This is a genomic window from Massilia atriviolacea (genome assembly GCF_003953935.1).
In the GTDB taxonomy this organism is placed as follows: Bacteria; Pseudomonadota; Gammaproteobacteria; order Burkholderiales; family Burkholderiaceae_D; genus Telluria_A; species Telluria_A atriviolacea.
In genome coordinates this window covers 539,050-560,191 of record NZ_RXLQ01000001.1, presented here as the reverse complement: position 1 = coordinate 560,191, position 21,142 = coordinate 539,050, and the positions used below count along the sequence as shown (strand labels likewise).

Here is a 21,142-nt window from a genome sequence, read left to right as displayed (position 1 = left end):
CCCGCGTGCGGCGGCGCGGTTGTCGCGTTCACCTGAGGTGTTGCTGAAAGAACGCCCGGCGCTACAACGTTCGGGCGTTTCGTTTTTATTTCGGGTAGCATGCTGTTAGCGCACACTCATGTTGCGCCTCTGTTCGCGTTACATTTATAGCAATTCAATAGAAACCTGCCCCATGTCAGACAAAAAATCCTCCAGCGGCGAAAAACTCCTCTACTGCTCGTTCTGCGGCAAGAGCCAGCACGAGGTGAAGAAACTCATCGCAGGTCCGTCCGTCTTCATTTGCGACGAGTGCATCGACCTGTGTAACGACATCATCCGCGACGAGACCTCGAACGTCGAAACGGTGGCCGGCGCCAAGTCGGACCTGCCAACCCCGAACGAGATCAAGGAATTGCTGGACCAGTACGTGATCGGCCAGCAGACGGCCAAGCGCATCCTGTCCGTTGCGGTCTACAACCATTACAAGCGCCTCAAGCACCTGGGCAAAAAAGACGAAGTCGAACTGGCAAAGAGCAATATCCTGCTGGTCGGTCCTACCGGTTCGGGCAAGACCCTGCTGGCACAGACCCTGGCGCGCATGCTCAACGTGCCGTTCGTGATCGCCGACGCCACCACCCTGACCGAAGCCGGTTATGTGGGCGAGGACGTCGAGAACATCATCCAGAAACTGCTGCAAAGCTGCAATTACGAAGTCGACAAGGCCCAGCGCGGCATCGTCTACATCGATGAGATCGACAAGATTTCGCGCAAATCGGACAATCCGTCGATCACCCGCGACGTCTCCGGCGAAGGCGTGCAGCAGGCGCTGCTCAAGCTGATCGAAGGCACCATGGCATCGGTACCGCCACAAGGCGGGCGCAAGCATCCGAACCAGGATTTCGTCCAGATCGACACGACCAATATCATGTTCATCTGCGGCGGCGCGTTCGACGGCCTGGTCAAGATCATCCAGAACCGTTCGGAAAAGAGCGGCATCGGCTTCTCGGCCAGCGTCAAGAGCGAGTCGCAGCGCTCCAGCGCCGACGTGCTGCTGGAAGCGGAACCGGAAGACCTGATCAAGTTCGGCCTGATTCCCGAGCTGGTGGGCCGCCTGCCGGTGGTCGCCGCCTTGTCGGAACTGACCGAGGAAGCGCTGATCCAGATCCTGATCGAGCCGAAGAATGCCTTGATCAAGCAGTATTCCAAGCTGCTCGAAATGGAAGGCGCGGAACTGGAAATCCGTCCGGCCGCCTTGCACGCGATTGCCCGCAAGGCATTGGCACGCAAGACCGGTGCGCGCGGTTTGCGTTCGATTCTCGAACATGCGCTGCTCGACGTGATGTACGAATTGCCGAATCAGCAGAATGTGATCAAGGTCGTTATCGATGAAAATTCGATCACGAACGGCGCGAAACCTTTACTGATTTACAGCGAAAGCGCCAAGGCATCCGGCGAAAACTGAAATTCTGCGCCGCGCACGCAACAAAAGCATTGATTCCTGAATTCTTGGCGGTACAATTTACCTCAATAAAAGAATCAGGCTTCATTCGAAAAGCCACTCGCAGCGCATACGCTGCGCAGTGGCTTTTTTATTTGATGTTCCGATAAAGTTTTTTTAGATTATTCCGGTTGTATTTGAATCAAGTTGATGAATACTCAAATAACTTGTAGAAATATTTTATCCGCCGGTCTTGTGTTTTGGCAGATGGTGCCAATATTGTAAACACGCTTTCTATAAGGTATGCCATGACAACTTCCAAATTAACCGAGCAAACGACGCTGCCCTTACTGCCGTTGCGCGACGTGGTCGTCTTCCCGCATATGGTGATCCCGCTGTTTGTCGGCCGCCCCAAGTCCATCAAGGCGCTGGAAGCGGCCATGGAACAGGGCAAGAGCATCATGCTGGCGGCCCAGAAAGCCGCTGCCAAAGACGAGCCGTCCGCGTCCGACATCTACGAGATCGGTTGCGTGGCCAACATCCTGCAAATGCTTAAGCTGCCCGACGGCACCGTCAAGGTGCTGGTCGAAGGCGCCCAGCGTGCGCGCATCAACCACATCAGCGATGCGCCGACGCACTTTATCGCCGACCTGACCCCGCTCAATTCCGAAATCGGCGACGATTCGGAAGTCGAGGCGATGCGCCGCGCGATCGTCCAGCAGTTCGACCAGTACGTCAAACTGAACAAAAAAATTCCGCCTGAAATCCTCGCTTCGCTGGCAGGGATCGACGACGCCGGCCGCCTGGCCGATACCGTCGCCGCCCATCTGCCGCTCAAGCTCGAGCAGAAACAGGTGATCCTCGAAATCTTCAACGTCGCCAAGCGCCTCGAGCACCTGCTCGGCCAGCTCGAAGGCGAGCTCGACATCCTGCAGGTGGAAAAGCGCATCCGCGGCCGCGTCAAGCGCCAGATGGAAAAATCGCAGCGCGAGTACTATCTGAACGAACAGGTCAAGGCGATCCAGAAAGAACTGGGCGAGGGCGAAGATGGCGCCGATATCGACGAACTCGAAAAGAAAGTCATCGCCGCCAAGATGCCGAAGGAAGCGCTGGACAAGGCGACCAACGAACTCAAGAAGCTCAAGCTGATGTCGCCGATGTCGGCCGAAGCGACCGTGGTGCGCAACTACATCGACACCCTGGTCAATCTGCCGTGGAAGAAAAAATCCAAGGTCAATAACGATCTGTCGAACGCCGAAAAAGTGCTCGAAGGCGATCACTACGGTCTCGACAAGGTCAAGGAACGCATCCTGGAATATCTCGCGGTCCAGCAACGCGTCGACAAACTGAAGGCGCCGATCCTGTGCTTCGTCGGTCCTCCCGGCGTCGGCAAGACCTCGCTCGGCCAGTCGATCGCCAAGGCCACGAACCGCAAGTTCGTGCGCATGGCCTTGGGCGGCGTGCGCGACGAAGCCGAGATCCGCGGCCACCGCCGCACCTACATCGGTTCGATGCCGGGCAAGGTGCTGCAATCGCTGGCCAAGGTCGGCGTGCGCAACCCGCTGTTCCTGCTCGACGAAATCGACAAGATGGGCGCGGACTTCCGTGGCGATCCGTCCTCGGCCCTGCTCGAAGTGCTGGACCCGGAACAGAACCACACGTTCTCGGACCACTACATCGAAGTCGACTTCGACCTGTCGGACGTGATGTTCGTGGCGACCTCGAATTCGTTCAACATTCCGCCGGCGCTGCTCGACCGCATGGAAGTCATCCGCCTGTCCGGTTATACGGAAGACGAAAAGACCAGCATCGCCCAGCGTTACCTGCTGCCCAAGCAGATCAAGGCGAATGGCCTGAAGGAAGAAGAAATCGCCGTGGCCGAAGGCGCGATCCGCGACATCATCCGCTACTACACCCGGGAAGCCGGCGTGCGTTCGCTCGAGCGCGAAATCTCGAAGATCTGCCGCAAGGTCGTCAAGATGCTGTTGCTGAAAAAGGCCGATAAAAAGGTCGCCGTCACCAACAAGAATATCGACAAGTTCCTGGGCGTGCGCCGTTACGACTTCGGCGTGGCCGAGAAGGAAAACCAGATCGGCCAGGTGGTCGGCCTTGCATGGACCGAAGTGGGCGGCGATCTGCTGACCATCGAGGCGGTGCAGATGCCGGGCAAGGGCGGCGTGATCCGCACCGGCACCCTGGGCGACGTGATGAAGGAATCGATCGAAGCGGCGCGCACCGTGGTGCGTTCGCGCGCCAACCGCCTCGGCATCAAGAATGACGTGTTCGAAAAAGCCGACATTCACATTCACGTGCCGGAAGGCGCCACCCCGAAAGACGGTCCATCGGCCGGTATTGCGATGACTACCGCGCTGGTGTCGGTGTTTACCGGGATTCCGGTGCGCGCCGATGTGGCGATGACGGGCGAGATTACCCTGCGCGGCGAAGTGCTGCCGATCGGCGGACTGAAAGAGAAACTGCTGGCGGCGCATCGCGGCGGCATCAAGACGGTCCTGATTCCCGAGCAGAACGTCAAGGACCTGGCCGACATTCCGGACAACGTGAAGAACAAGCTCGAAATCGTTCCGGTGCGCTGGATCGACAAGGTGCTTGAAATCGCGCTGGCCAGCATGCCGGTGCCGGTGGTGGAAGTGCCGGCCGTCGCTGCCGTTCCGGCTGCCGCCGGTGTCGATGGCGCGGTTGCGCAGACGGACGTCGTCAAGCACTAAGCCGTCCCTACAGCCGTTCCCAAGCAAGCGTCCTCGTGGCGCTTGTTTCTTTTCAGGGGTGGTATTTGGCTTGACACGCAAGTGGACGGCTTGTTTAATACGCGCTGCGGATTTCTTTTTGCCGCATATCTTATGTAATGGGGCACAAGTGAACAAAACAGAATTGATCGAAGAAATCGCGAAGTCGGCGGACATCACCAAGGCCTCGGCCACGCGCGCACTCGACGCCATGATCGATGCCGTCACCGCAAGCCTGCAGAAGAACGACAGCGTCACGCTGGTCGGCTTCGGCACCTTCTCGGTGGGCGAGCGTGCCGCGCGCACCGGGCGCAATCCGCGCACCAAGGAAGCGATCAAGATCGCGGCGGCGAAAGTTCCTAAATTTAAAGCTGGTAAAGCGCTTAAAGATGCAGTAAACTAATGTCCTTCGGTGAGGTGACAATCACCGGAAAATGTCAGCAACACCTGGTGACACAGGTGTGCTTGCGGGGGTTTAGCTCAGTTGGTAGAGCAGCGCCCTTACAAGGCGCGGGTCGGGAGTTCGAGCCTCTCAGCCCCCACCAGAGCCTGGCATGCAGTACCTAGTATCTTTTACGGAGTGGTAGTTCAGTTGGTTAGAATACCGGCCTGTCACGTCGGGGGTCGCGGGTTCGAGTCCCGTCCGCTCCGCCAGTAAAAGATGCGCATTCGGATTTGAGGAGTGGTAGTTCAGTTGGTTAGAATGCCGGCCTGTCACGTCGGAGGTCGCGGGTTCGAGTCCCGTCCGCTCCGCCAATGAAGAAAAGAAATGATGTTGTGGAGTGGTAGTTCAGTTGGTTAGAATACCGGCCTGTCACGTCGGGGGTCGCGGGTTCGAGTCCCGTCCGCTCCGCCAATGAAAAAGAAGAAACGATTGAGGAGTGGTAGTTCAGTTGGTTAGAATACCGGCCTGTCACGTCGGGGGTCGCGGGTTCGAGTCCCGTCCGCTCCGCCAGTAAAAGATGCGCATTCGGATTTGAGGAGTGGTAGTTCAGTTGGTTAGAATGCCGGCCTGTCACGTCGGAGGTCGCGGGTTCGAGTCCCGTCCGCTCCGCCAATGAAGAAAAGAAATGATGTTGTGGAGTGGTAGTTCAGTTGGTTAGAATACCGGCCTGTCACGTCGGGGGTCGCGGGTTCGAGTCCCGTCCGCTCCGCCAATGAAAAAGAAGAAACGATTTAGGAGTGGTAGTTCAGTTGGTTAGAATACCGGCCTGTCACGTCGGGGGTCGCGGGTTCGAGTCCCGTCCGCTCCGCCAGCATATAGCAGTACGATGGTGCAGTCCCTGATCGGGGAGTGCGCCGGGGTTCAGGAGTCGCCAGCACGCCGATTCCATGGTTCGCACAAGGCGGCCGGGTCCTGGCAGTCCTGTCAAAAAAAAGAAGAGGCGAACGCAAGTTCGCCTTTTTTTATATGTGCGTCTCGATCGCATTCAATCGCAGTTTTATTTATCTCGAATTGGCAAACCATGTTTGAATTTATTCGTAGTCACAAACGCTGGATCCAGATCATGCTGGTCTTGCTGGCTGCCTCGTTCCTGGTGGTCGGCGGCATGGCCACCAACGAAAACACCGACAGCACCATTGAAGTGGCGAACGTGAACGGCAGGAAGATCACGCAGCCCGAGTGGGAAGAAGCCCAGCGCCGTCAGGTCGACCAGTATCGCGCCATGCTCGGTGCGCAGTTCGACCAGAAGCGCTTCGACACCCCTGAATTCAAGCGCGAAGTGCTCGATACCATGATCGCGCAGCGCGCCGTCGAAGCGGAAATCGACCGCAGCCACCTGACCGTGGGCGACGAGGTGCTGGTGAACACGATCCAGCAGAACGAGGAATTCAAAACCAACGGCAAGTTCGACGTCGAGGTCTACAAGGCGGCCCTGCGCAACGCGCGCATGACGGCCGACCAGTACGAGGCCGGCCTGCGCCGCGATTTCGTGGTGCGCCAGGTGACCGGCACCGTGCAGGAAACGGCTTTCCTGCCGCGCACGGTCGGCGACCGCCTGTCGAACATCATCGACGAAGAACGCGAAGTCCAGGAAATGCTGTTCCCGGCCAGCGAGCAGCAAGCCCAGGTCAAGGTCACCGACGAGATGGTCAAGGCGTTCTACGACAAGAACGCGACCCTGTTCCAGGTGCCTGAAAAAGCCAGGATCGAATACGTCGTGCTGGACGCGGCCGCGGTCGAAGGCCTGGTCAGCGTGAGCGATGCGGAAGTGACCGCCTTCTACGAAGCCAACAAGGCGCGTTTCGGCACGCCGGAAGAGCGCCAGTACAGCCACATCCTGTTCACGGCCGCCAAGAACGCGAGCGCGGCCGACAAGGCCGCCGCCAAGGCCAAGGCCGACGCCGCGCTGGCCGAGCTGCGCAAGGCGCCAGCCACCTTCGCCGACGTCGCCAAGGCCAAGTCGCAGGACGTGGCGACCGCCGAGCAGGGCGGCGACCTGGGCGTGGCCAAGAAGGGCACCATGATCAGCCCGGCGGTGGAAGACGCCGTGTACAAGCTCAAGCAGGGTGAGATCAGCGACGTGGTCGAGTCGGAATACGGCTACCACATCGTGACCGTCACCAAGCTGGTGCCGGAAACCATCAAGCCGTTCGCCGACGTCAAGGACACCATCCTGGCCGAAGTGAAGAAGCCGAAGATGTCGAAGAAGTTTTCGGAACTGCAGCAGATCTTCAGCGAAGGCGTGTACGACCAGTCCGCCAGCCTGAAACCGGTGGCCGACAAGCTGAAACTGAAGATCGAGACGCTGGAGAACGTGACGCGTACGCCGAACCCGGCCCTGGGCCAGTCGCCGCTGAACAATCCGAAGTTCCTGAACGCCGTGTTCTCGGACAGCGTGGTCAAGAACAAGCACAATACCGAGGCGATCGAAGTCAAGCCGGGCATGCTGGTATCGGCCCGCATCGTCGAGTACTCGCCGTCGAGCAAGCGTCCGCTGGCGGAAGTGCAGGACATCATCAAAGTGCGCGTGGCCCAGCAGGAAGCGGCCAGCCTGGCCAAGAAAGCCGGCGAAGCCAGGATCGCAGCAGCCAAGGCCAGCGGCGACGCCACCGGCTTCGGCGCGCCGAAAGTCGTCAGCCGCGTGGCACCGACAGCGGTCAACCCGGCAGCGACGCCGGCGCTGCTGAAGGCCGACGCCTCCAAGCTGCCGGCGTATGTGGGCGTGGATCTGCCGGGCATCGGTTACGGTGTCTACCGGATCAGCAAGGTATCGCAGCCGGCCAAGCCGGACGCTGCCCGCCGTAGCGCCGAGCAGCAAGAGATCGCCGGCGTGCTGGGCCAGATCGAGATGCGCGGTTACGTCGACGCGCTCAAGGAAAAAGCCAAGGTCAAGATCGTCGCCAAGACCCAGGTTGCCGCGGCGGATGATAAGGATGCGCCGGCAGTGAAGTAATCGCTGTCGAGTCGGATCGAAACCCGGTCGCTTGCGCTGCCGGGTTTTTTTTCGTCCCTTGCTTGCTCGGGGCGGCAGTCGATCTTGTAAGATCGAGGGCGCAAACCGATCACCCGATCGGCGCACCGGCATGCCGGAATGGGAGATGAATATGGATCAGATCGAAGGACGGGCTCACGACGCGGCCGCCGCTGCAGTCGTGCTCATCGGGAAGGCGGCCTATTCGGTGAATGGTGTCGGCGTAATGCAGGCGTTCGAGATGGTCGATCTGCTTGCGGCGCGAGGAGCCGGGCATATCGCGGTGCGCATCGCGCCGGAGGCAAGGACCGATTTCGACCGTATCGGCAAATTGATCTTTGCGCTCGCGCGTCAGGGCTGGCAAGCGGACACTCCGGACAGCATGCACTGGACGCTGAAACCCGCCGACACAGCGCTGGCAGTGGGCTAAACCTGGAATCCCGTGCCGTTTCCCTTTTCGTACAGCCTAATTCCCTGGAATATTAACAGCAGCAATAGCGGCAGCGCTGCAAAGACGGCGGTGCCGTACCGGCGAATATCCTCGGGGCCAGGCGATTCGGATGCAAGCGGAAAAAAGGCAATCGGAATAAGCGATGATCGGCTTTGCCGCCACAGCGGCCGTGCATTGCGCGCGGCTTTTTCGAATCGGATATTGGCAGGCACCATGTCGTATTCGCGTCATTGGGATATCCGGCGCGCGGCGGATATTATCAGGCGCGGAGAGTGGTAATCCGAAACCCCTGTTTTTATCCAATATAATCACGGCGACACCGGCAACCAATATCTGGATCGCGATGCATACAGATTATCCCGCACTGACATCCTGGAACGATTATCCGCGCATCGGTATCGACGATTTTATCGAGCGCTTTCCCGAGGTGGCGGAACGCGAAGAATCGGCAGAAGACGAGATGGATTGCTGCTCTTGCTTCAGCGATCTGGACGAGGATACGGCATTGATATGGATCGAAGGCGATATCGCGATCAGCGCCGTGCAACTCGAGGAATTGCGCGATGAGCGTGGCGTCCTGCTGGTGATTGACGGCAACGTCGCCATCGAGGGACCTGCGCGTGTTTCCTGCCAAGCAGAGGGGCTTGCGCAACGACGCTGCAAATCAGGGCGCTGTATGCGCCCTGGTATGCCGCCAGCTGGACGTCGCGCGCGATCTTGCCACGTTGTCGATCGCGCATCTGCGCGAAGGTGGCTACGACCGCGACCTGCTGGGGCAGGCGTTCAATGTACGCGCCGAAGCGCAACTGCTGGCCGGCGAGCTGGAGGGCGCGCATGCGGATCTGGCCCGCCAGCGCATCTACCAGCCTGGCCAGGCCAGCGCGCACTGGCTGCTCGGGCTGTATCACTACAAACGCGGCGAGCATGCCGAAGCGCTGGCGTCGCATGCCCTGGCAGTGGCACAGGATGACAAGTTCGCCCCCTTTTACGATGCGGCGGTGAGCCTCGACTTCTTGTACAAACAGCCAGTGCATGTCGATTGGGCGGACGATATGGGCGAACCGTCGAACATCGGGGCAGGCTGACCGCCGGCCCCGGTCTGGTCCGTTGAAAGCGGCTTTACACGCCGCCCACGTCGCCGATCAAGGCGCCAGCACGAAGGCGCGCGCGGCGCTGTTGTCGTAGCCGCTCAAGCGCGACCAGCCGTCGGTCCCCGTGTGCGCGACATACAGCTGCTCGGTAAAACCCGCCAGCGGGCAAGCGTCGAGCAGGCTGCCGACCGTCGGCAGCGGGGCGGCCGGCGGCGACGGCGGAATCGCGCCGGGCATGCCGGCAGCGTTGGCCGCTGCCGTTCCAGCAACGCCATATTCCGGCGGCGACACCGCGCCACGCTGCACGTAGAAGGAATAGGTGGCGAAGCGATTCCTCTGCAGCGCCAGGAAAGGGACCGCCACCGCCTGGTCCGATTCGCCGTAATGCATCACGCCGCACTCGTCGGCCGCCGTGCTGCCGCCCACGGCGGGCGCGTCGATGCGGGCGAAGGTGGGATTATTGTCCACCCGAACCGTCACCACCATGCGGTTGAGCGCCGCATCCACCAGTCCGAGCAAGGCCGCGTCGCGCGTTTGAATCGTCCCGCTCAGGGTCGCGCTGGCCGGGACGCGCCATTTGATGCCCAGCGCCTCCGGATCGACCAGCGTGCCGGCGGCGTCGAACAGCTCGATCCTGATCTGCCAGGTGCCGCCCTGGTCCGGCCCGCTTGCCACGCCGTTGGCATCGAAAGGCACGCCTGGCGCGACCGCCGTGGTGGGAATCACGGCGTTTTGCGTGTCCAGCACGGCGTTCGGGATCGACCATTGGCCGGTCGGGGGCAGCGCCGGCGGAATCTCGTACAGATGGGCGGTCGAACCGACCGTGCGCGGGCCGAGCGGGTATTGCTCAAGGATCAGGTCGCCCGCCACCTCGTGCGTGTAGTGCCGGTTGATCGCGTCGATGCTGGGGCGCCAGGCATGCTCGTCCTCGCCGCTGCGCTTGTACGATACGCGGTAGTAGCGCACGCCCAGGTCGTTGCGCAGGGAACTGTCGAATTCGAGCCGGGGCCGCAACGATCCGCCCCACGGCGCGCTGTCGTCCAGGAGGCCCAGCTGGTCCGGCTGGTGGCCGGGCGCGCCGATCCGGGTGGTGTCGTTGGCGCCGTGGATGCGCCACACCGACGTGTTGCCGATTGCCATGAACAACACCCAGTTGTTGGGCGCGACGACGGGCGGGCAGGGCGGGCAGGCGCGCGCCAGCGGGTGCGTGGTGACCAGCGTGACTTCCGACCCGCACACATAGTTCCACCAGGTGTGGCAGATGACCGGTTTCGGTTCGTAGATGGTCACCCAGAAGCCGGGCCAGATGCGCTGGCGCGCTGTGAAGTACAGGTCGGGCTGGTCGACGTTGAAGATCGAACGCCAGATCAGGGCGCGGAAGTGGCCGCATTCGTCGGTAGTCACCGTGGCGATCCGGGTCCTGCGCACGGGGAAGGGAAACAGCCAGCACAGGAGCGGGCGCAGCAGGTCCAGGTGGCTGAGGACGGCGCGCTCGAAGACCATGCGGGGCGCTCTGGCCGCCAGTACCAAGTCGGCGGGCAGGGTCAAGGCGTTGAGCGCGGTCCGGTCGACGGCGTGCGACTCGATGGCGTGCGGGTCGGCAAGCTGCAATGCGTGGGCGTGCAGCTGGCGCGGCGGCAGCGGTTGCGGATTCAAGGCAACGCTCAGCAGGGGATCGGTCGCGTCCATGTCGGCGCCAAGGAAAGGCTCGGGCGGACGCGGCGGGATCGGCAGGCGCAGCGGCGGCCAGGGGCCGTCGACGATGTCGCGCAGCCGGTCGAGCTCGATCTGAGGCAACTCGGCGATGATGATCGGCCATGGGTCGACTTCGTCGATGTCGACGCTGGCGTTGCATACCGGAAGGTTCAGCACGACGCCGCCGGAAACGATGCGCTTGAGCAGCGTGCCGTTGACCACGCACAGGCGGCCGATCCAGCGGCGCCAGCGGTCCGGTCCCAGTTCGAAGAGGAGCGGCGGCACGCGCTCGGTATTCGGCCGCACCGGCACATGGCGGTCGATGCCGCCGCGCCGCAGCACTTCGCCGATATCGAGCGCGTCCTTGCCCACCTCCGGACCGAGCACCACGCGCACCAGTTGCCCTTCCGCGCCGACGGGCACGGCGAGCCGCGCGCGGCCCTCCTTGTCGAGCGGCTGGAGGTCGAGCAGGGCGCCGCCCTGGCTGAACGCATAGCCGACAATGGCGGGGAGGTCGTCCTGCCGTTCGGTAATGCTCGCCTGGATTTCCAGCGTGACGCTGCGCTCTTGCGTTTGTTTCGTTGACATCGCGGCTCCTTTGTTGTTGGTCTGAGATCCCAACGTAGGCCCGGGCGCGCGGGCGCGCCACCGGCAATGTCATGAAAGCCATGATTTGCTCACTACAGATCTGATAGCTTGCGGCGGACGCAATGGCGGCGCGCTGTGGCAGAATGCGGCACTGGCTACGCCGCGTGGCCTGTCCGCTTGAAGGAAACAGATGCAGAAAATGATGTTGGAACTGAGCCGCTTGTACCTCCCCGCCGGGGCCTTGTCGCCGGAGTCGCTTGCGCAGCGCCGCGGTGGCAATCACGCCCTGCCGGTCGACCTGGTGGAGGCGGGCATGACGCGTGCGCTTGTCATTCCCTTTCGCAAGCAATCCGGCGCGGACGAGGCGCAGCACTGGACCGACCTGTGCACGGTGGCGAATGCGGTCCAGTCCGAGCACGGCTTCCCCGCGCCTGCGGTGAGCATTTCCGGTTCGAATGGCTACTATCTGTGGATGTCGCTGGAAGCGCCGGTGCCCATCGCGCAGGCCCGGACCTTTTTCGAACTGGTCCGCAAGGCTTACGTGCCCGGCATGGCGTCGTTTTCCGACGCGGCCGGCGCGGCGGTGGAATTGCCGCCTTGCCGCGACCCGCAGAGCGGCAAGTGGGCCGCCTTCATCGATGCGGGGCTGGGCGCCGCGTTCGCCGACGAATCGGGCCTGGAGATGGCGCCGCCGCTGGCGGCCCAGGCAGCGTTGCTGGAACGCCTGGAGCGGATCGGCGCCGCCCAGTTCCGCCAGGCCCTGGAGGTGCTCGGGCAAGCGCATGGCGCGGCGACCCCCGCCAGCGCGCCAGCGGGTCTCCCGGCCGCCAGCGCGCCCGATGGGCTGCTGCTGCGCGACGCCACGCTGGAAGACATCGTGCGTTTCCTGCACTCGAAGAATATCGAACCGACGTTCCGGCATCTGCTGAACGCCGGCGACAGAACTGGACAATGACACTACAGCAAAAACCGCGCTAGGCGGACGAGGTGTGCGGCTTTCTTGTCGACGGCGGCTGCGCGAGCAAATCCCGACAACAGACGGCGTCGTCGAGCGCTTCCGGAATCGCCGTCCCGAACTTCAGCGAAATTTGCCATTCGCATCGTCCAGGATCGTCGTGCAACGGCGATGTCAGGCGTGCAGGCGCCGCGCCGCCGCCAGGAAATCGTCCGCGCCGATGTCGTCCAGCTGCACCACCTCGGCCTTGCCGACCTGGATGAAATTGCGGTCGATCGAGCGCAGGTAAGCCGGGTCGTAGTGCGACGCCAGCAGTTCGTCGACCAGCACCGGCATCTGCCCGCCGCTGGCCAGCGCGTGCCAGCTGTCGATCTTGTCGCGCCCGTGCAGCTGGGTCAGGCAATCGAGCTGGGCATTGAGCGTGTCCGGACTGTTGGTGAAATGCTCGTAATCCTCCATCAGCAGGCGCACCCGGTTCGGCCGCGACAGCGTCAGCGACACGCACGGCGACTGGCGCATCTTGTTCATGAGCGCATCGGGCACGCGCAGCTGGCCGACCTTCTTGCTTTCGGACTCGACGAACACCGGCCGCGCCGGATCGAACTTGCGCAGCTTGTCCCAGATCATCGTCTCGAACATTTTCTGCGATGGCTGCGGCTTGCTCGGCAAATTGCCCAGTACCGAACCGCGGTGCGCCGCCAGCTGTTCCAGGTCCAGCACCTGCGCGCCGATCGAATCGAGCACCTGCAGCAGGCGGCTCTTGCCGCTGCCGGTGGTGCCGCAGATGACCTTGAAATCGGGCAGCGGCGTCTCCAGCAGCGCCGCGCTGACATGCGCGCGATAGGCTTTGTAGCCGCCGTCGAGCTGCACCGACGGCCAGCCGATCTTGGCCAGGATCAGCGCCATCGAACCGCTGCGGTTGCCGCCGCGCCAGCAGTAAATCAGGGGACGCCATTCCTTCGGCTTGTCCAGCCACAGCGTCTCGATGTGGCGCGCGATGTTCTTCGATACCAGCGCCGCGCCCACCTTCTTGGCTTCGAACGCGCCGATCTGCTTGTACATGGTGCCGACCCGCACCCGCTCGGCGTCGCTCAGCACCGGGCAATTGATGGCGCCGGGAAGATGGTCGAGCGCGAATTCGGATTCGCTGCGCGCATCGATGATGCAGTCGAACTGGTCGAGCTGCGGCAGCAGGTCCGCAAAATTGTCGAGGGCGGGATATTTCATTGTCATTTCACCAGTGGCAGGATGTGCGGCCAGATATTCGCCAGGATGATCGGATGCGCGTTGGCGGCCGGATGCAGGCGGTCGGCCTGGAACAGCGCCGGCTTGTCGGCCACGCCATCGAGCATGAACGGCACCAGCGGCGTCTTGTACTTGGAGGAGAGCGTCTTGTACATGCCGAAAAAGCTGTCGGTGTATTGACGTCCGTAATTGGGCGGAATGCGCATGCCGACCAGCAGCACGCGCGCCTTGTTCTTTTGCGCCAGCTCGATCATGGTGCGCATGTTCGCTTCGGCGGCCGGCACCGGCAGGCCGCGCAGGCCGTCGTTGGCGCCCAGTTCGATGACCACGACGTCGGGCTTGTGCTGGGTGAGCAGGGCGGGCAGGCGCGCGCGCCCGCCGCTGGTGGTCTCGCCGCTGATGCTGGCGTTGACGATGGCGGCATCGACTTTTTCGGCCTTGAGTTTCTGCTCCATCAGCGCGACCCAGCCGGCGCCGCGGTTCAGTCCATACTCGGCCGAGAGGCTGTCGCCCAGCACAAGCACGGTTTTTGGTGCAGAATAGGCGCTCGCCGAGGCGGCCATCATCAGCAGCCCGCAAACAGACCATTTTTTGAGATAAACAAGCATGCGTGACATTCCTGACTCTTCCAATCGTTACGTAAGTGACCATGCAAAGGCGCCCGCGGCGATCGAGGTGATCGGCCTGTCGAAACGCGTGGCCGACGCCAGCGGCGAACTGACCATCCTGCACAGCGTCGATTTTACAGTGCAACCGGCCGAGACGCTCGCCATCGTGGGCGCGTCCGGTTCCGGCAAGTCGACTTTGCTCGGCCTGCTGGCCGGCCTGGACACGCCATCGGCCGGCAAGGTGATCCTGGCCGGCGACGATATCTTCGCGTTGGATGAAGACGGCCGCGCCAGCCTGCGCAAGGCCAAGCTGGGCTTCGTGTTCCAGTCCTTCCAGTTACTGGCGCATCTGAACGCGCTCGAAAACGTGATGCTGCCGATGGAACTGCGCGGCGAGAGCGATGCCAAAGAAAAGGCGGCCGCCATGCTGGGACGGGTGGGCCTGTCGAGCCGCCTGAAGCATTACCCCAAATTCCTGTCGGGCGGCGAGCAGCAGCGCGTGGCCCTGGCGCGCGCCTTCGTGACCGAGCCGCCGCTGCTGTTTGCCGACGAGCCGACCGGCAGCCTCGATGCGGCCACCGGCGAGGCCGTGATCCAGCTGATGTTCGAATTGAACCGCGAGCGCGGTTCGACCCTGGTGCTGGTGACGCACGATCCGTCGATCGCGGCGCGCTGCGGACGGACGATCACGATTGCGGGCGGACGCCTGGTGTAAGGGAGCGTCTCTCAGCGCGCCAGCGCGTTGAGCACCGCGCGCGCCGCCGCCGGCAGCTCGCCCGCCGTCAAGCCGATCGGCCCGCTGCCGTGCGCCACCAGCCGGTCGGCCGCCGCGCCATGCACCCACACGGCGCCCAACGCCGCTTCGCGCGGCTCCCAGCCCTGCGCCAGCAGACTGCCGCAGATCCCCGCCAGCACATCGCCGCTGCCCGCCGTGGCCAGCCCCGCATTCCCGGTCGGATTGATCGCCACCGCGCCGTCGGCATCGGCGATCACGGTGCCCGAGCCCTTGAGCACCACCACCGCATGCAGGCGCGATGCCAGTTCGCGCGCCGCCGCCAGCCGGTCGCCCTGCACCACGGCGCTGGTCACGCCGAGCAGGCGCGCCGCTTCCAGCGGATGCGGCGTGACGATCGCCGGCGCCTCGCGCTGCGCCAGGCGCCCCTGCAAATCCGGACTGTCGGCGATCAGGTTGAGCGCATCGGCGTCGAGCACCAGCGCCGCCTTGCCTTCGAGTGCCTTGAACAGCACCCGCATCGCGGTCACCGAGTCGCCCATGCCCGGGCCCATGACCAGTGTGGCCGCGCCGCTGTCGAAGTCCTGCGCGTCGCGCAGCATGATCTCGGGATGCACGAAGTCGACCGCGCCGACCGGCTCGATGGCCGCCACGAAGACCCGCCCGGCCCCGGCAAACAATGCTGCGCGCGCCGACAGCAAGGGCGCGCCGGCCATGCCCCTGGCGCCGCCGATCACCGCCACGTCGCCGAAGCTGCCTTTGTGGCTGTTATGCCGGCGCGGCGCCAGGTGGCGCGCGAACAGCGCCGGCTCGTTCAGGCGCGCGCCGGCCGGCGGGCGCTGGCCCGGATCGATGCCGAGCGGCGCCACCTGCACCTGGCCCGCGTAATCGCGTCCCTCGAAAGTGTGCAGGCCCGGTTTGTTGCCGATGAAGGTAATCGTGCGCGTGGCCTGGATCGCCACCCCATCGGGTCCGATCACGGCGCCGGTATCGGCATCGAGCCCGCTCGGCACGTCGAGCGCCAGTACCGGCCGGCCCAGGGCGTTGATGGCCTCGACCAGCGCGCGCATGTCGCCCTCGATCGGGCGCGCCAGGCCGATGCCGAACAAGCCGTCGACGATCAGGCTCCAGTCGCGCCCGAGCGGCAGGGCATCGACGAAGTGCGCCTTGCTGGCGCGCGCGCGGGCCAGCGCTTTTTGCGTTTCCGGCGAAGGCGGCGCCGAGCCGGGGCGATGCAGGACCGTCACCTCGGCATCCAGGTCGGTGTCCGGGCCGGCCAGGATGGCCGCCGCTTCGAGGGCGTCGCCGCCGTTGTTGCCCGGGCCGGCCAGCAGCAGGATCTTGCGCCCGCTCAGCATGGCGCGCGCCGCACTGGCGGCCGCTTCGCCGGCGCGCTGCATCAGCGTGCCTGGCGGCAGCGTTTCTGCCAAGCTGTGTTCGATCTTGCGGATTTCGGCGATGCTAAACAGTGATTTCATCATAACTCCGTTGCAAAGGCGCTAATATTGCGCCATTTTCAAGACGTGTTGGCTAAAAATTTCGGGATGGGCACTACAATATGCGCCATCCCAAACTCATTTAAGGACGGCACATGGATTGGCAATTCTGGATCGATCGCGGCGGCACATTTACCGACATCGTGGCGCGTCGGCCCGACGGCAGCCTGGTGACCCATAAATTGTTGTCCGAGAATCCGGAACAGTACAGCGACGCCGCCGTCGCCGGCATCCGCCATCTGCTCGGCCTCGCGGCCGACGCGCCGATGCCGGTCGAGGCCATCGAAGCCGTCAAGATGGGCACCACGGTTGCCACCAATGCCTTGCTCGAACGCAAAGGCGAACGCACGGCGCTGGCCATCACGCGTGGCTTTCGCGACGCGCTGCGCATAGCGTATCAGAACCGGCCAAAATTGTTCGATCGTCATATCGTGCTGCCGGAATTGCTGTACAGCCACGTGGTGGAAATCGACGAGCGCATGGGCGCCCATGGCGACGTGCTCACCGCCCTCGACGACGACGCCACCCGCGCCGCCCTGCAGACCGCCTACGACGACGGCGCCCGTTCGCTGGCCATCGTCTTCATGCACGGCTACCGCTACAGCGCCCACGAAGCGGCGTGCGCGCGCATCGCCCGCGCGATCGGCTTTACGCAGGTGTCGGTCTCGCACGAAGTGAGCCCGATGATGAAGCTCGTCGCGCGCGGCGACACCACCGTGGTCGACGCCTACCTGTCGCCGATCCTGCGCCGCTACGTCGACCAGGTGGCCGCCGAGATGCCGAGCGTGAACCTGCAGTTCATGCAGTCCAACGGCGGCCTGACCGACGCCCGCGCGTTCCAGGGCAAGGACAGCATCCTGTCCGGTCCCGCCGGCGGCATTGTCGGCATGGCGCGCGCCAGCCAGCTGGCCGGCTTCGACAAGGTGATCGGCTTCGACATGGGCGGCACCTCGACCGACGTGTCGCATTTTTCGGGCGAATTCGAACGCGTGTTCGAAACCCAGGTGGCCGGCGTGCGCATGCGCGCCCCGATGATGAGCATTCACACGGTGGCCGCCGGCGGCGGCTCGCTGCTGCATTTCGACGGCAGCCGCTATCGGGTGGGACCGGACAGCGCCGGCGCCAATCCGGGGCCGGCCAGCTACCGGCGCGGCGGGCCGCTCGCGGTCACCGACTGCAACGTCATGCTGGGCAAAATCCAGCCGGCGCATTTTCCGCGCCTGTTCGGCCCCGACGCCAATCAGCCGCTCGACGTCGAGCGCGTGCGCGCCCAGTTCCTCGCCATGGCGCAGCGCATCGGCGCCGCCACCGGCGTCACGCCGGCGCCGGAACAGGTGGCCGAAGGCTTCATCCAGATCGCGGTCGGGAACATGGCCAACGCGATCAAGCAGATCTCGGTGCAGCGCGGGCACGATGTGACCGACTACGCGCTCACCAGTTTCGGCGGCGCCGGCGGCCAGCACGCTTGCCTGGTGGCCGACGCCCTCGGCATGAAGACGGTATTCGTGCATTCGCTGGCCGGCGTGCTGTCGGCCTACGGCATGGGCCTGGCCGACCAGCGCGCCATGCGCGAGCGCGCGGTCGAACTGCGCCTGCCCGACACCACGCCCGATCTGCTCGACGGCTACCTGAACGCGCTGGGCGACGGCCTGACAAAGGAACTGAGGCACCAGGGCGTGGCCGCCGCGCGCATCCGCCTGGTGCGGCGCGTGCACCTGCGCTACGAAGGCACCGACTCGGCCATCATCGTCCTGTTCGATAATCCCGAGCGCATGAAGAACCAGTTCGAAGCGGCCTACAAGAAGCGCTTCTCGTTCCTGATGCCGTCCAAGGCGCTGCTGGTCGAAGCGGTGTCGGTCGAAGCCATCGGCGCTTCCGACGCGCCGGCCGAGAGCCCGGCGCCGCAGGCCACGCGCGAAGGGCCGCTCAAGGCGCGCGAGACGGTGCGCATGTTCGGCGCCGACTCGTGGCACAACACGGGCCTGTACAAGCGCGCCGACATGCGCCCGGGCGACGTGATCAAGGGGCCGGCCATCGTCGCCGAGGACAACGCCACCACCGTGGTGGAACTGGGCTGGCAGGCCAGGGTCACGCCGCATCATCACCTGGTGCTGACGCGGATCGAGGCGATGCCCGAACGGCGCGCCATCGGCACCACGGCCGACCCGGTGATGCTGGAGATATTCAACAACCTGTTCATGTCGATCGCCGAGCAAATGGGGCTGCGCCTGCAGAACACCGCGTATTCGGTCAACATCAAGGAGCGGCTCGACTTCAGCTGCGCGATTTTCGACGCCGCCGGCAACCTGATCGCCAACGCCCCGCACATGCCGGTGCATCTGGGCTCGATGGGCGAATCGATCAAGACCGTCATGACCGAAAACGCGGGCAGGATGCGCCAGGGCGACGTCTTCATGCTCAACGACCCTTACCACGGCGGCACCCACCTGCCCGACGTCACGGTGATCACGCCGGTGTTCGACGAAGCGGGGAGCGCGATCCTGTTCTACGTCGGCTCGCGCGGCCACCATGCCGACATCGGCGGCACCACGCCGGGGTCGATGCCGCCGGACTCGGTCTTCATCGAGCAGGAGGGCGTGTTGATCGATAACTTCAAGCTGGTCGACGGCGCCGACGGCCTGCTGCGCGACGCCGAAGCGCGCGCGCTGCTGTCCGGCGCGCGCTACCCGGCGCGCAATCCCGACCAGAACATGGCCGACCTGCGCGCGCAGGTGGCGGCCAACCAGAAGGGCGTGGACGAACTGCGCAAGATGGTCGCGCACTTCGGACTGGCCGTGGTGCAGGCCTACATGGGCCACGTGCAGGACAACGCCGAGGAAGCGGTGCGACGCGTGATTGGCGCGCTCAAGGATGGCGACTTCACCACGCAGCTCGATAACGGCGCGCAGATCCAGGTGGCGATCCGGGTCGACCAGGCCGCGCGCAGCGCGACGATCGACTTTTCCGGCACCTCGCCGCAACTGGCGAACAATTTCAACGCGCCGTCGGCGGTGTGCATGGCGGCGGTACTGTACGTGTTCCGCACCCTGGTGGACGACGAGATTCCGCTCAACGCGGGCTGCCTGAAACCGCTCAAGGTAATCATCCCGCCCGGTTCCATGCTCAATCCGCACTATCCGGCGTCTGTCGTCTCGGGCAATGTGGAGACCTCGACCTGCATCACCAACACCCTGTATGGCGCGCTGGGCGTGATGGCTGCCTCGCAGGGCACGATGAACAACTTCACCTTCGGGAACGCCCGGTACCAGTATTACGAAACCATTTCCGGCGGCTCCGGCGCGGGCGAGGGCTTCGACGGCACCGACGTGGTGCAGACGAATATGACCAATTCGCGCCTGACCGACCCCGAAATCCTCGAATTCCGCTTCCCGGTGCGGCTCGAAAGCTACGAAATCCGGCATGGCTCGGGCGGGGCGGGGCGCTGGCATGGGGGTAACGGCGGCGTGCGCAAGGTGCGCTTCCTGGAGCCGATGACGGCGGCGATCCTGTCGAACAACCGCATCCATGCGCCGTTCGGCATGGCCGGCGGCGAACCGGGCGCGTGCGGCGTCAACAGCGTGGTGCGGGCCGACGGCACGGTCGAGCAGCTGGCGCACATCGGCAAAACCGAGATGGCGGCGGGCGACCTGTTTGTGATCGAAACGCCCGGCGGCGGCGGATTTGGCGATTTGTGCTCCAAAAGTTTGTAATATTGGCTACACTTGTGGCTTCGTGCACAAATTAGTGTCGGATCAATAAGGGTTAGATTTTGGAATCACATGAGCAAAATGGGCCTCGGCGGGTCGAGCCGAGCCTGACACCGGACGATGCGACGTTCGACCCCGCACCGCCGGCACCGCCTGCGAGGACGCCGATGCCGTCGCTGTTGCCCGACGAGCCGACCGGGGCGCCGGTGTTGTCGGGTATCCTGCCGGAACAAAAGCCGCCAGCGAGCAACTGGATCGGCACAGCGGTAACGTGGGGCGGTGGTGTGCTTGCGCTGGCGGCGCTGGTCGGCGGCGGATTCTGGTTCTACAACGAGCGCAAGGTCGACAATGCCATGCATGCCGTGGCCATGAGCGCAAAGCTCGATCCCGCCGCGCCGCGCAAAGCGGCCGGTACGCCGCCGCCGGCCGCGGTTCCTCCGGCAGTGTCCGAACCGGTACCGGATAACACCTCGCCGCCGCCCGGCAGGATCACGCCCGCGCCGGATCCGGTGCCGCCGCTGGTCGTCCTGCCGCCCGAGCCGGAAAAGCCGGTCGTCAAAAAGCCGGTCGAGCCTGCGCCAGCGCCGAAGTCCGTGCATCCGCTTGCCACAGCCGTGGTGAAGAAGGCAGCGCCGGCCAAGCCCGTCGTCAAGGCCAAGGCGCCGGTGGCCGTTCCGAAAAAGCCGGCGCCCAAGGCAAAAGCGCCGGTGAAGCCGGGGGTAAAGAAATCCGTCGCGCCGCTGCCAGCCAAAGCGGGCGCGAAGAAAAAGCCGGCGGCCCTGCCGCTCAAGCCGGGCGCCAAGCCCAAGGCCACCCCAAAGCCGGGAGCCAAGCCGGCTCCCAAGGCCAAGCCTGCCGCCGCGAAACCGGTGGCGCGCAAGGAACCTGCCTTCAAGCTGCACACGCCGGCCAGCGCCACACCATGCAAGAGCGGGGCGCTGGCGCGCGAGTGCTGAAACTCGGCGGGACCGATCGATAGCGCGGAGCGGTGTGTGA

General features: G+C 64.0%; 16 protein-coding genes and 8 tRNA genes. 18 read left to right on the top strand and 6 right to left on the bottom strand.

The features are described 5' to 3' along the window. Positions 1 to 172 precede the first annotated feature (172 nt). From clpX to EJB06_RS02335, 13 genes are all read left to right on the top strand, one after another. On the top strand, positions 173 to 1,441 hold the full coding sequence (gene clpX, locus EJB06_RS02395; protein WP_126072382.1) for an ATP-dependent Clp protease ATP-binding subunit ClpX: 1,269 nt from the start codon (positions 173 to 175) through the stop codon (positions 1,439 to 1,441). Positions 1,442 to 1,725: 284 nt separating this feature from the next. Continuing rightward, positions 1,726 to 4,143 (top strand): endopeptidase La, encoded by a 2,418-nt coding sequence (lon, locus tag EJB06_RS02390; RefSeq protein WP_126072381.1) that lies wholly within the window; start codon positions 1,726 to 1,728, stop codon positions 4,141 to 4,143. A 148-nt stretch (positions 4,144 to 4,291) separates the two neighbouring features. Next, complete coding sequence (gene hbs / locus EJB06_RS33035) at positions 4,292 to 4,564, top strand: non-specific DNA-binding protein Hbs (RefSeq protein ID WP_054262580.1); 273 nt, start codon at positions 4,292 to 4,294, stop codon at positions 4,562 to 4,564. Positions 4,565 to 4,630: 66 nt separating this feature from the next. Beyond that, positions 4,631 to 4,706 (top strand) — tRNA-Val (locus EJB06_RS02380). Positions 4,707 to 4,738: 32 nt separating this feature from the next. After that, positions 4,739 to 4,815: transfer RNA gene (locus EJB06_RS02375), tRNA-Asp, on the top strand. A gap of 25 nt (positions 4,816 to 4,840) precedes the next feature. After that, positions 4,841 to 4,917, top strand: a tRNA-Asp gene (locus EJB06_RS02370). Positions 4,918 to 4,940: 23 nt separating this feature from the next. Next, positions 4,941 to 5,017: transfer RNA gene (locus EJB06_RS02365), tRNA-Asp, on the top strand. A 22-nt stretch (positions 5,018 to 5,039) separates the two neighbouring features. After that, a tRNA-Asp gene (locus tag EJB06_RS02360) sits at positions 5,040 to 5,116 on the top strand. A gap of 25 nt (positions 5,117 to 5,141) precedes the next feature. After that, a tRNA-Asp gene (locus tag EJB06_RS02355) sits at positions 5,142 to 5,218 on the top strand. Positions 5,219 to 5,241: 23 nt separating this feature from the next. Next, positions 5,242 to 5,318: transfer RNA gene (locus EJB06_RS02350), tRNA-Asp, on the top strand. Positions 5,319 to 5,340: 22 nt separating this feature from the next. Next, a tRNA-Asp gene (locus EJB06_RS02345) sits at positions 5,341 to 5,417 on the top strand. Between the two features lie 210 nt (positions 5,418 to 5,627). After that, a complete protein-coding gene (locus tag EJB06_RS02340; RefSeq protein ID WP_126072380.1) occupies positions 5,628 to 7,559 on the top strand; it encodes a SurA N-terminal domain-containing protein in 1,932 nt (643 codons plus the stop codon). 151 nt (positions 7,560 to 7,710) lie between these two features. Further along, positions 7,711 to 8,007, top strand: coding sequence for a hypothetical protein (locus tag EJB06_RS02335; RefSeq protein WP_126072379.1), 297 nt, complete (start codon positions 7,711 to 7,713; stop codon positions 8,005 to 8,007). Here the strand turns inward: EJB06_RS02335 and EJB06_RS02330 are convergent. Together EJB06_RS02330 and EJB06_RS02325 are read right to left on the bottom strand one after the other, a co-directional pair. Then, complete coding sequence (locus EJB06_RS02330) at positions 8,004 to 8,243, bottom strand: hypothetical protein (protein ID WP_126072378.1); 240 nt, start codon at positions 8,241 to 8,243, stop codon at positions 8,004 to 8,006. The two genes, EJB06_RS02335 and EJB06_RS02330, sit on opposite strands and share 4 nt — an antisense overlap. Positions 8,244 to 8,323: 80 nt before the next feature. After that, positions 8,324 to 8,680, bottom strand: coding sequence for a hypothetical protein (locus tag EJB06_RS02325; protein ID WP_126072377.1), 357 nt, complete (start codon positions 8,678 to 8,680; stop codon positions 8,324 to 8,326). Between EJB06_RS02325 and EJB06_RS02320 the strand changes: the two genes are divergently transcribed. After that, complete coding sequence (locus EJB06_RS02320; RefSeq protein ID WP_126072376.1) at positions 8,673 to 9,113, top strand: tetratricopeptide repeat protein; 441 nt, start codon at positions 8,673 to 8,675, stop codon at positions 9,111 to 9,113. The two genes, EJB06_RS02325 and EJB06_RS02320, sit on opposite strands and share 8 nt — an antisense overlap. Before the next feature lie 57 nt (positions 9,114 to 9,170). On the opposite strand, the gene EJB06_RS02315 is transcribed toward EJB06_RS02320, so the two are convergent. Continuing rightward, the gene (locus tag EJB06_RS02315; RefSeq protein ID WP_126072375.1) at positions 9,171 to 11,402 is read right to left on the bottom strand and encodes a hypothetical protein; all 2,232 of its coding nucleotides are present in this window, start codon (positions 11,400 to 11,402) and stop codon (positions 9,171 to 9,173) included. A gap of 190 nt (positions 11,403 to 11,592) precedes the next feature. Here EJB06_RS02315 and EJB06_RS02310 point away from each other — a divergent pair, with 190 nt between their 5' ends. Continuing rightward, positions 11,593 to 12,357, top strand: coding sequence for a hypothetical protein (locus tag EJB06_RS02310; protein WP_126072374.1), 765 nt, complete (start codon positions 11,593 to 11,595; stop codon positions 12,355 to 12,357). A gap of 174 nt (positions 12,358 to 12,531) precedes the next feature. Here EJB06_RS02310 and mnmH read toward each other — a convergent pair whose 3' ends face one another. Both mnmH and EJB06_RS02300 read right to left on the bottom strand, forming a co-directional pair. After that, on the bottom strand, positions 12,532 to 13,584 hold the full coding sequence (gene mnmH, locus EJB06_RS02305) for a tRNA 2-selenouridine(34) synthase MnmH (RefSeq protein WP_126072373.1): 1,053 nt from the start codon (positions 13,582 to 13,584) through the stop codon (positions 12,532 to 12,534). Between the two features lie 2 nt (positions 13,585 to 13,586). Beyond that, positions 13,587 to 14,210, bottom strand: a complete 624-nt coding sequence (locus tag EJB06_RS02300; protein WP_370660104.1) for an arylesterase — start codon at positions 14,208 to 14,210, stop codon at positions 13,587 to 13,589. Here EJB06_RS02300 and EJB06_RS02295 point away from each other — a divergent pair. Then, complete coding sequence (locus tag EJB06_RS02295) at positions 14,209 to 14,925, top strand: ABC transporter ATP-binding protein (RefSeq protein ID WP_126072371.1); 717 nt, start codon at positions 14,209 to 14,211, stop codon at positions 14,923 to 14,925. The two genes, EJB06_RS02300 and EJB06_RS02295, sit on opposite strands and share 2 nt — an antisense overlap. 11 nt (positions 14,926 to 14,936) lie before the next feature. On the opposite strand, the gene EJB06_RS02290 is transcribed toward EJB06_RS02295, so the two are convergent. Continuing rightward, positions 14,937 to 16,421: an NAD(P)H-hydrate dehydratase gene (locus EJB06_RS02290; RefSeq protein WP_126072370.1), complete on the bottom strand. Its 1,485-nt coding sequence runs from the start codon at positions 16,419 to 16,421 to the stop codon at positions 14,937 to 14,939. 113 nt (positions 16,422 to 16,534) lie between these two features. Here EJB06_RS02290 and EJB06_RS02285 point away from each other — a divergent pair, with 113 nt between their 5' ends. Both EJB06_RS02285 and EJB06_RS02280 read left to right on the top strand, forming a co-directional pair. Further along, positions 16,535 to 20,149 (top strand): hydantoinase B/oxoprolinase family protein, encoded by a 3,615-nt coding sequence (locus tag EJB06_RS02285; protein WP_126072369.1) that lies wholly within the window; start codon positions 16,535 to 16,537, stop codon positions 20,147 to 20,149. 164 nt (positions 20,150 to 20,313) lie between these two features. After that, positions 20,314 to 21,102, top strand: a complete 789-nt coding sequence (locus tag EJB06_RS02280) for a hypothetical protein (protein ID WP_126072368.1) — start codon at positions 20,314 to 20,316, stop codon at positions 21,100 to 21,102. Positions 21,103 to 21,142 lie beyond the last annotated feature (40 nt).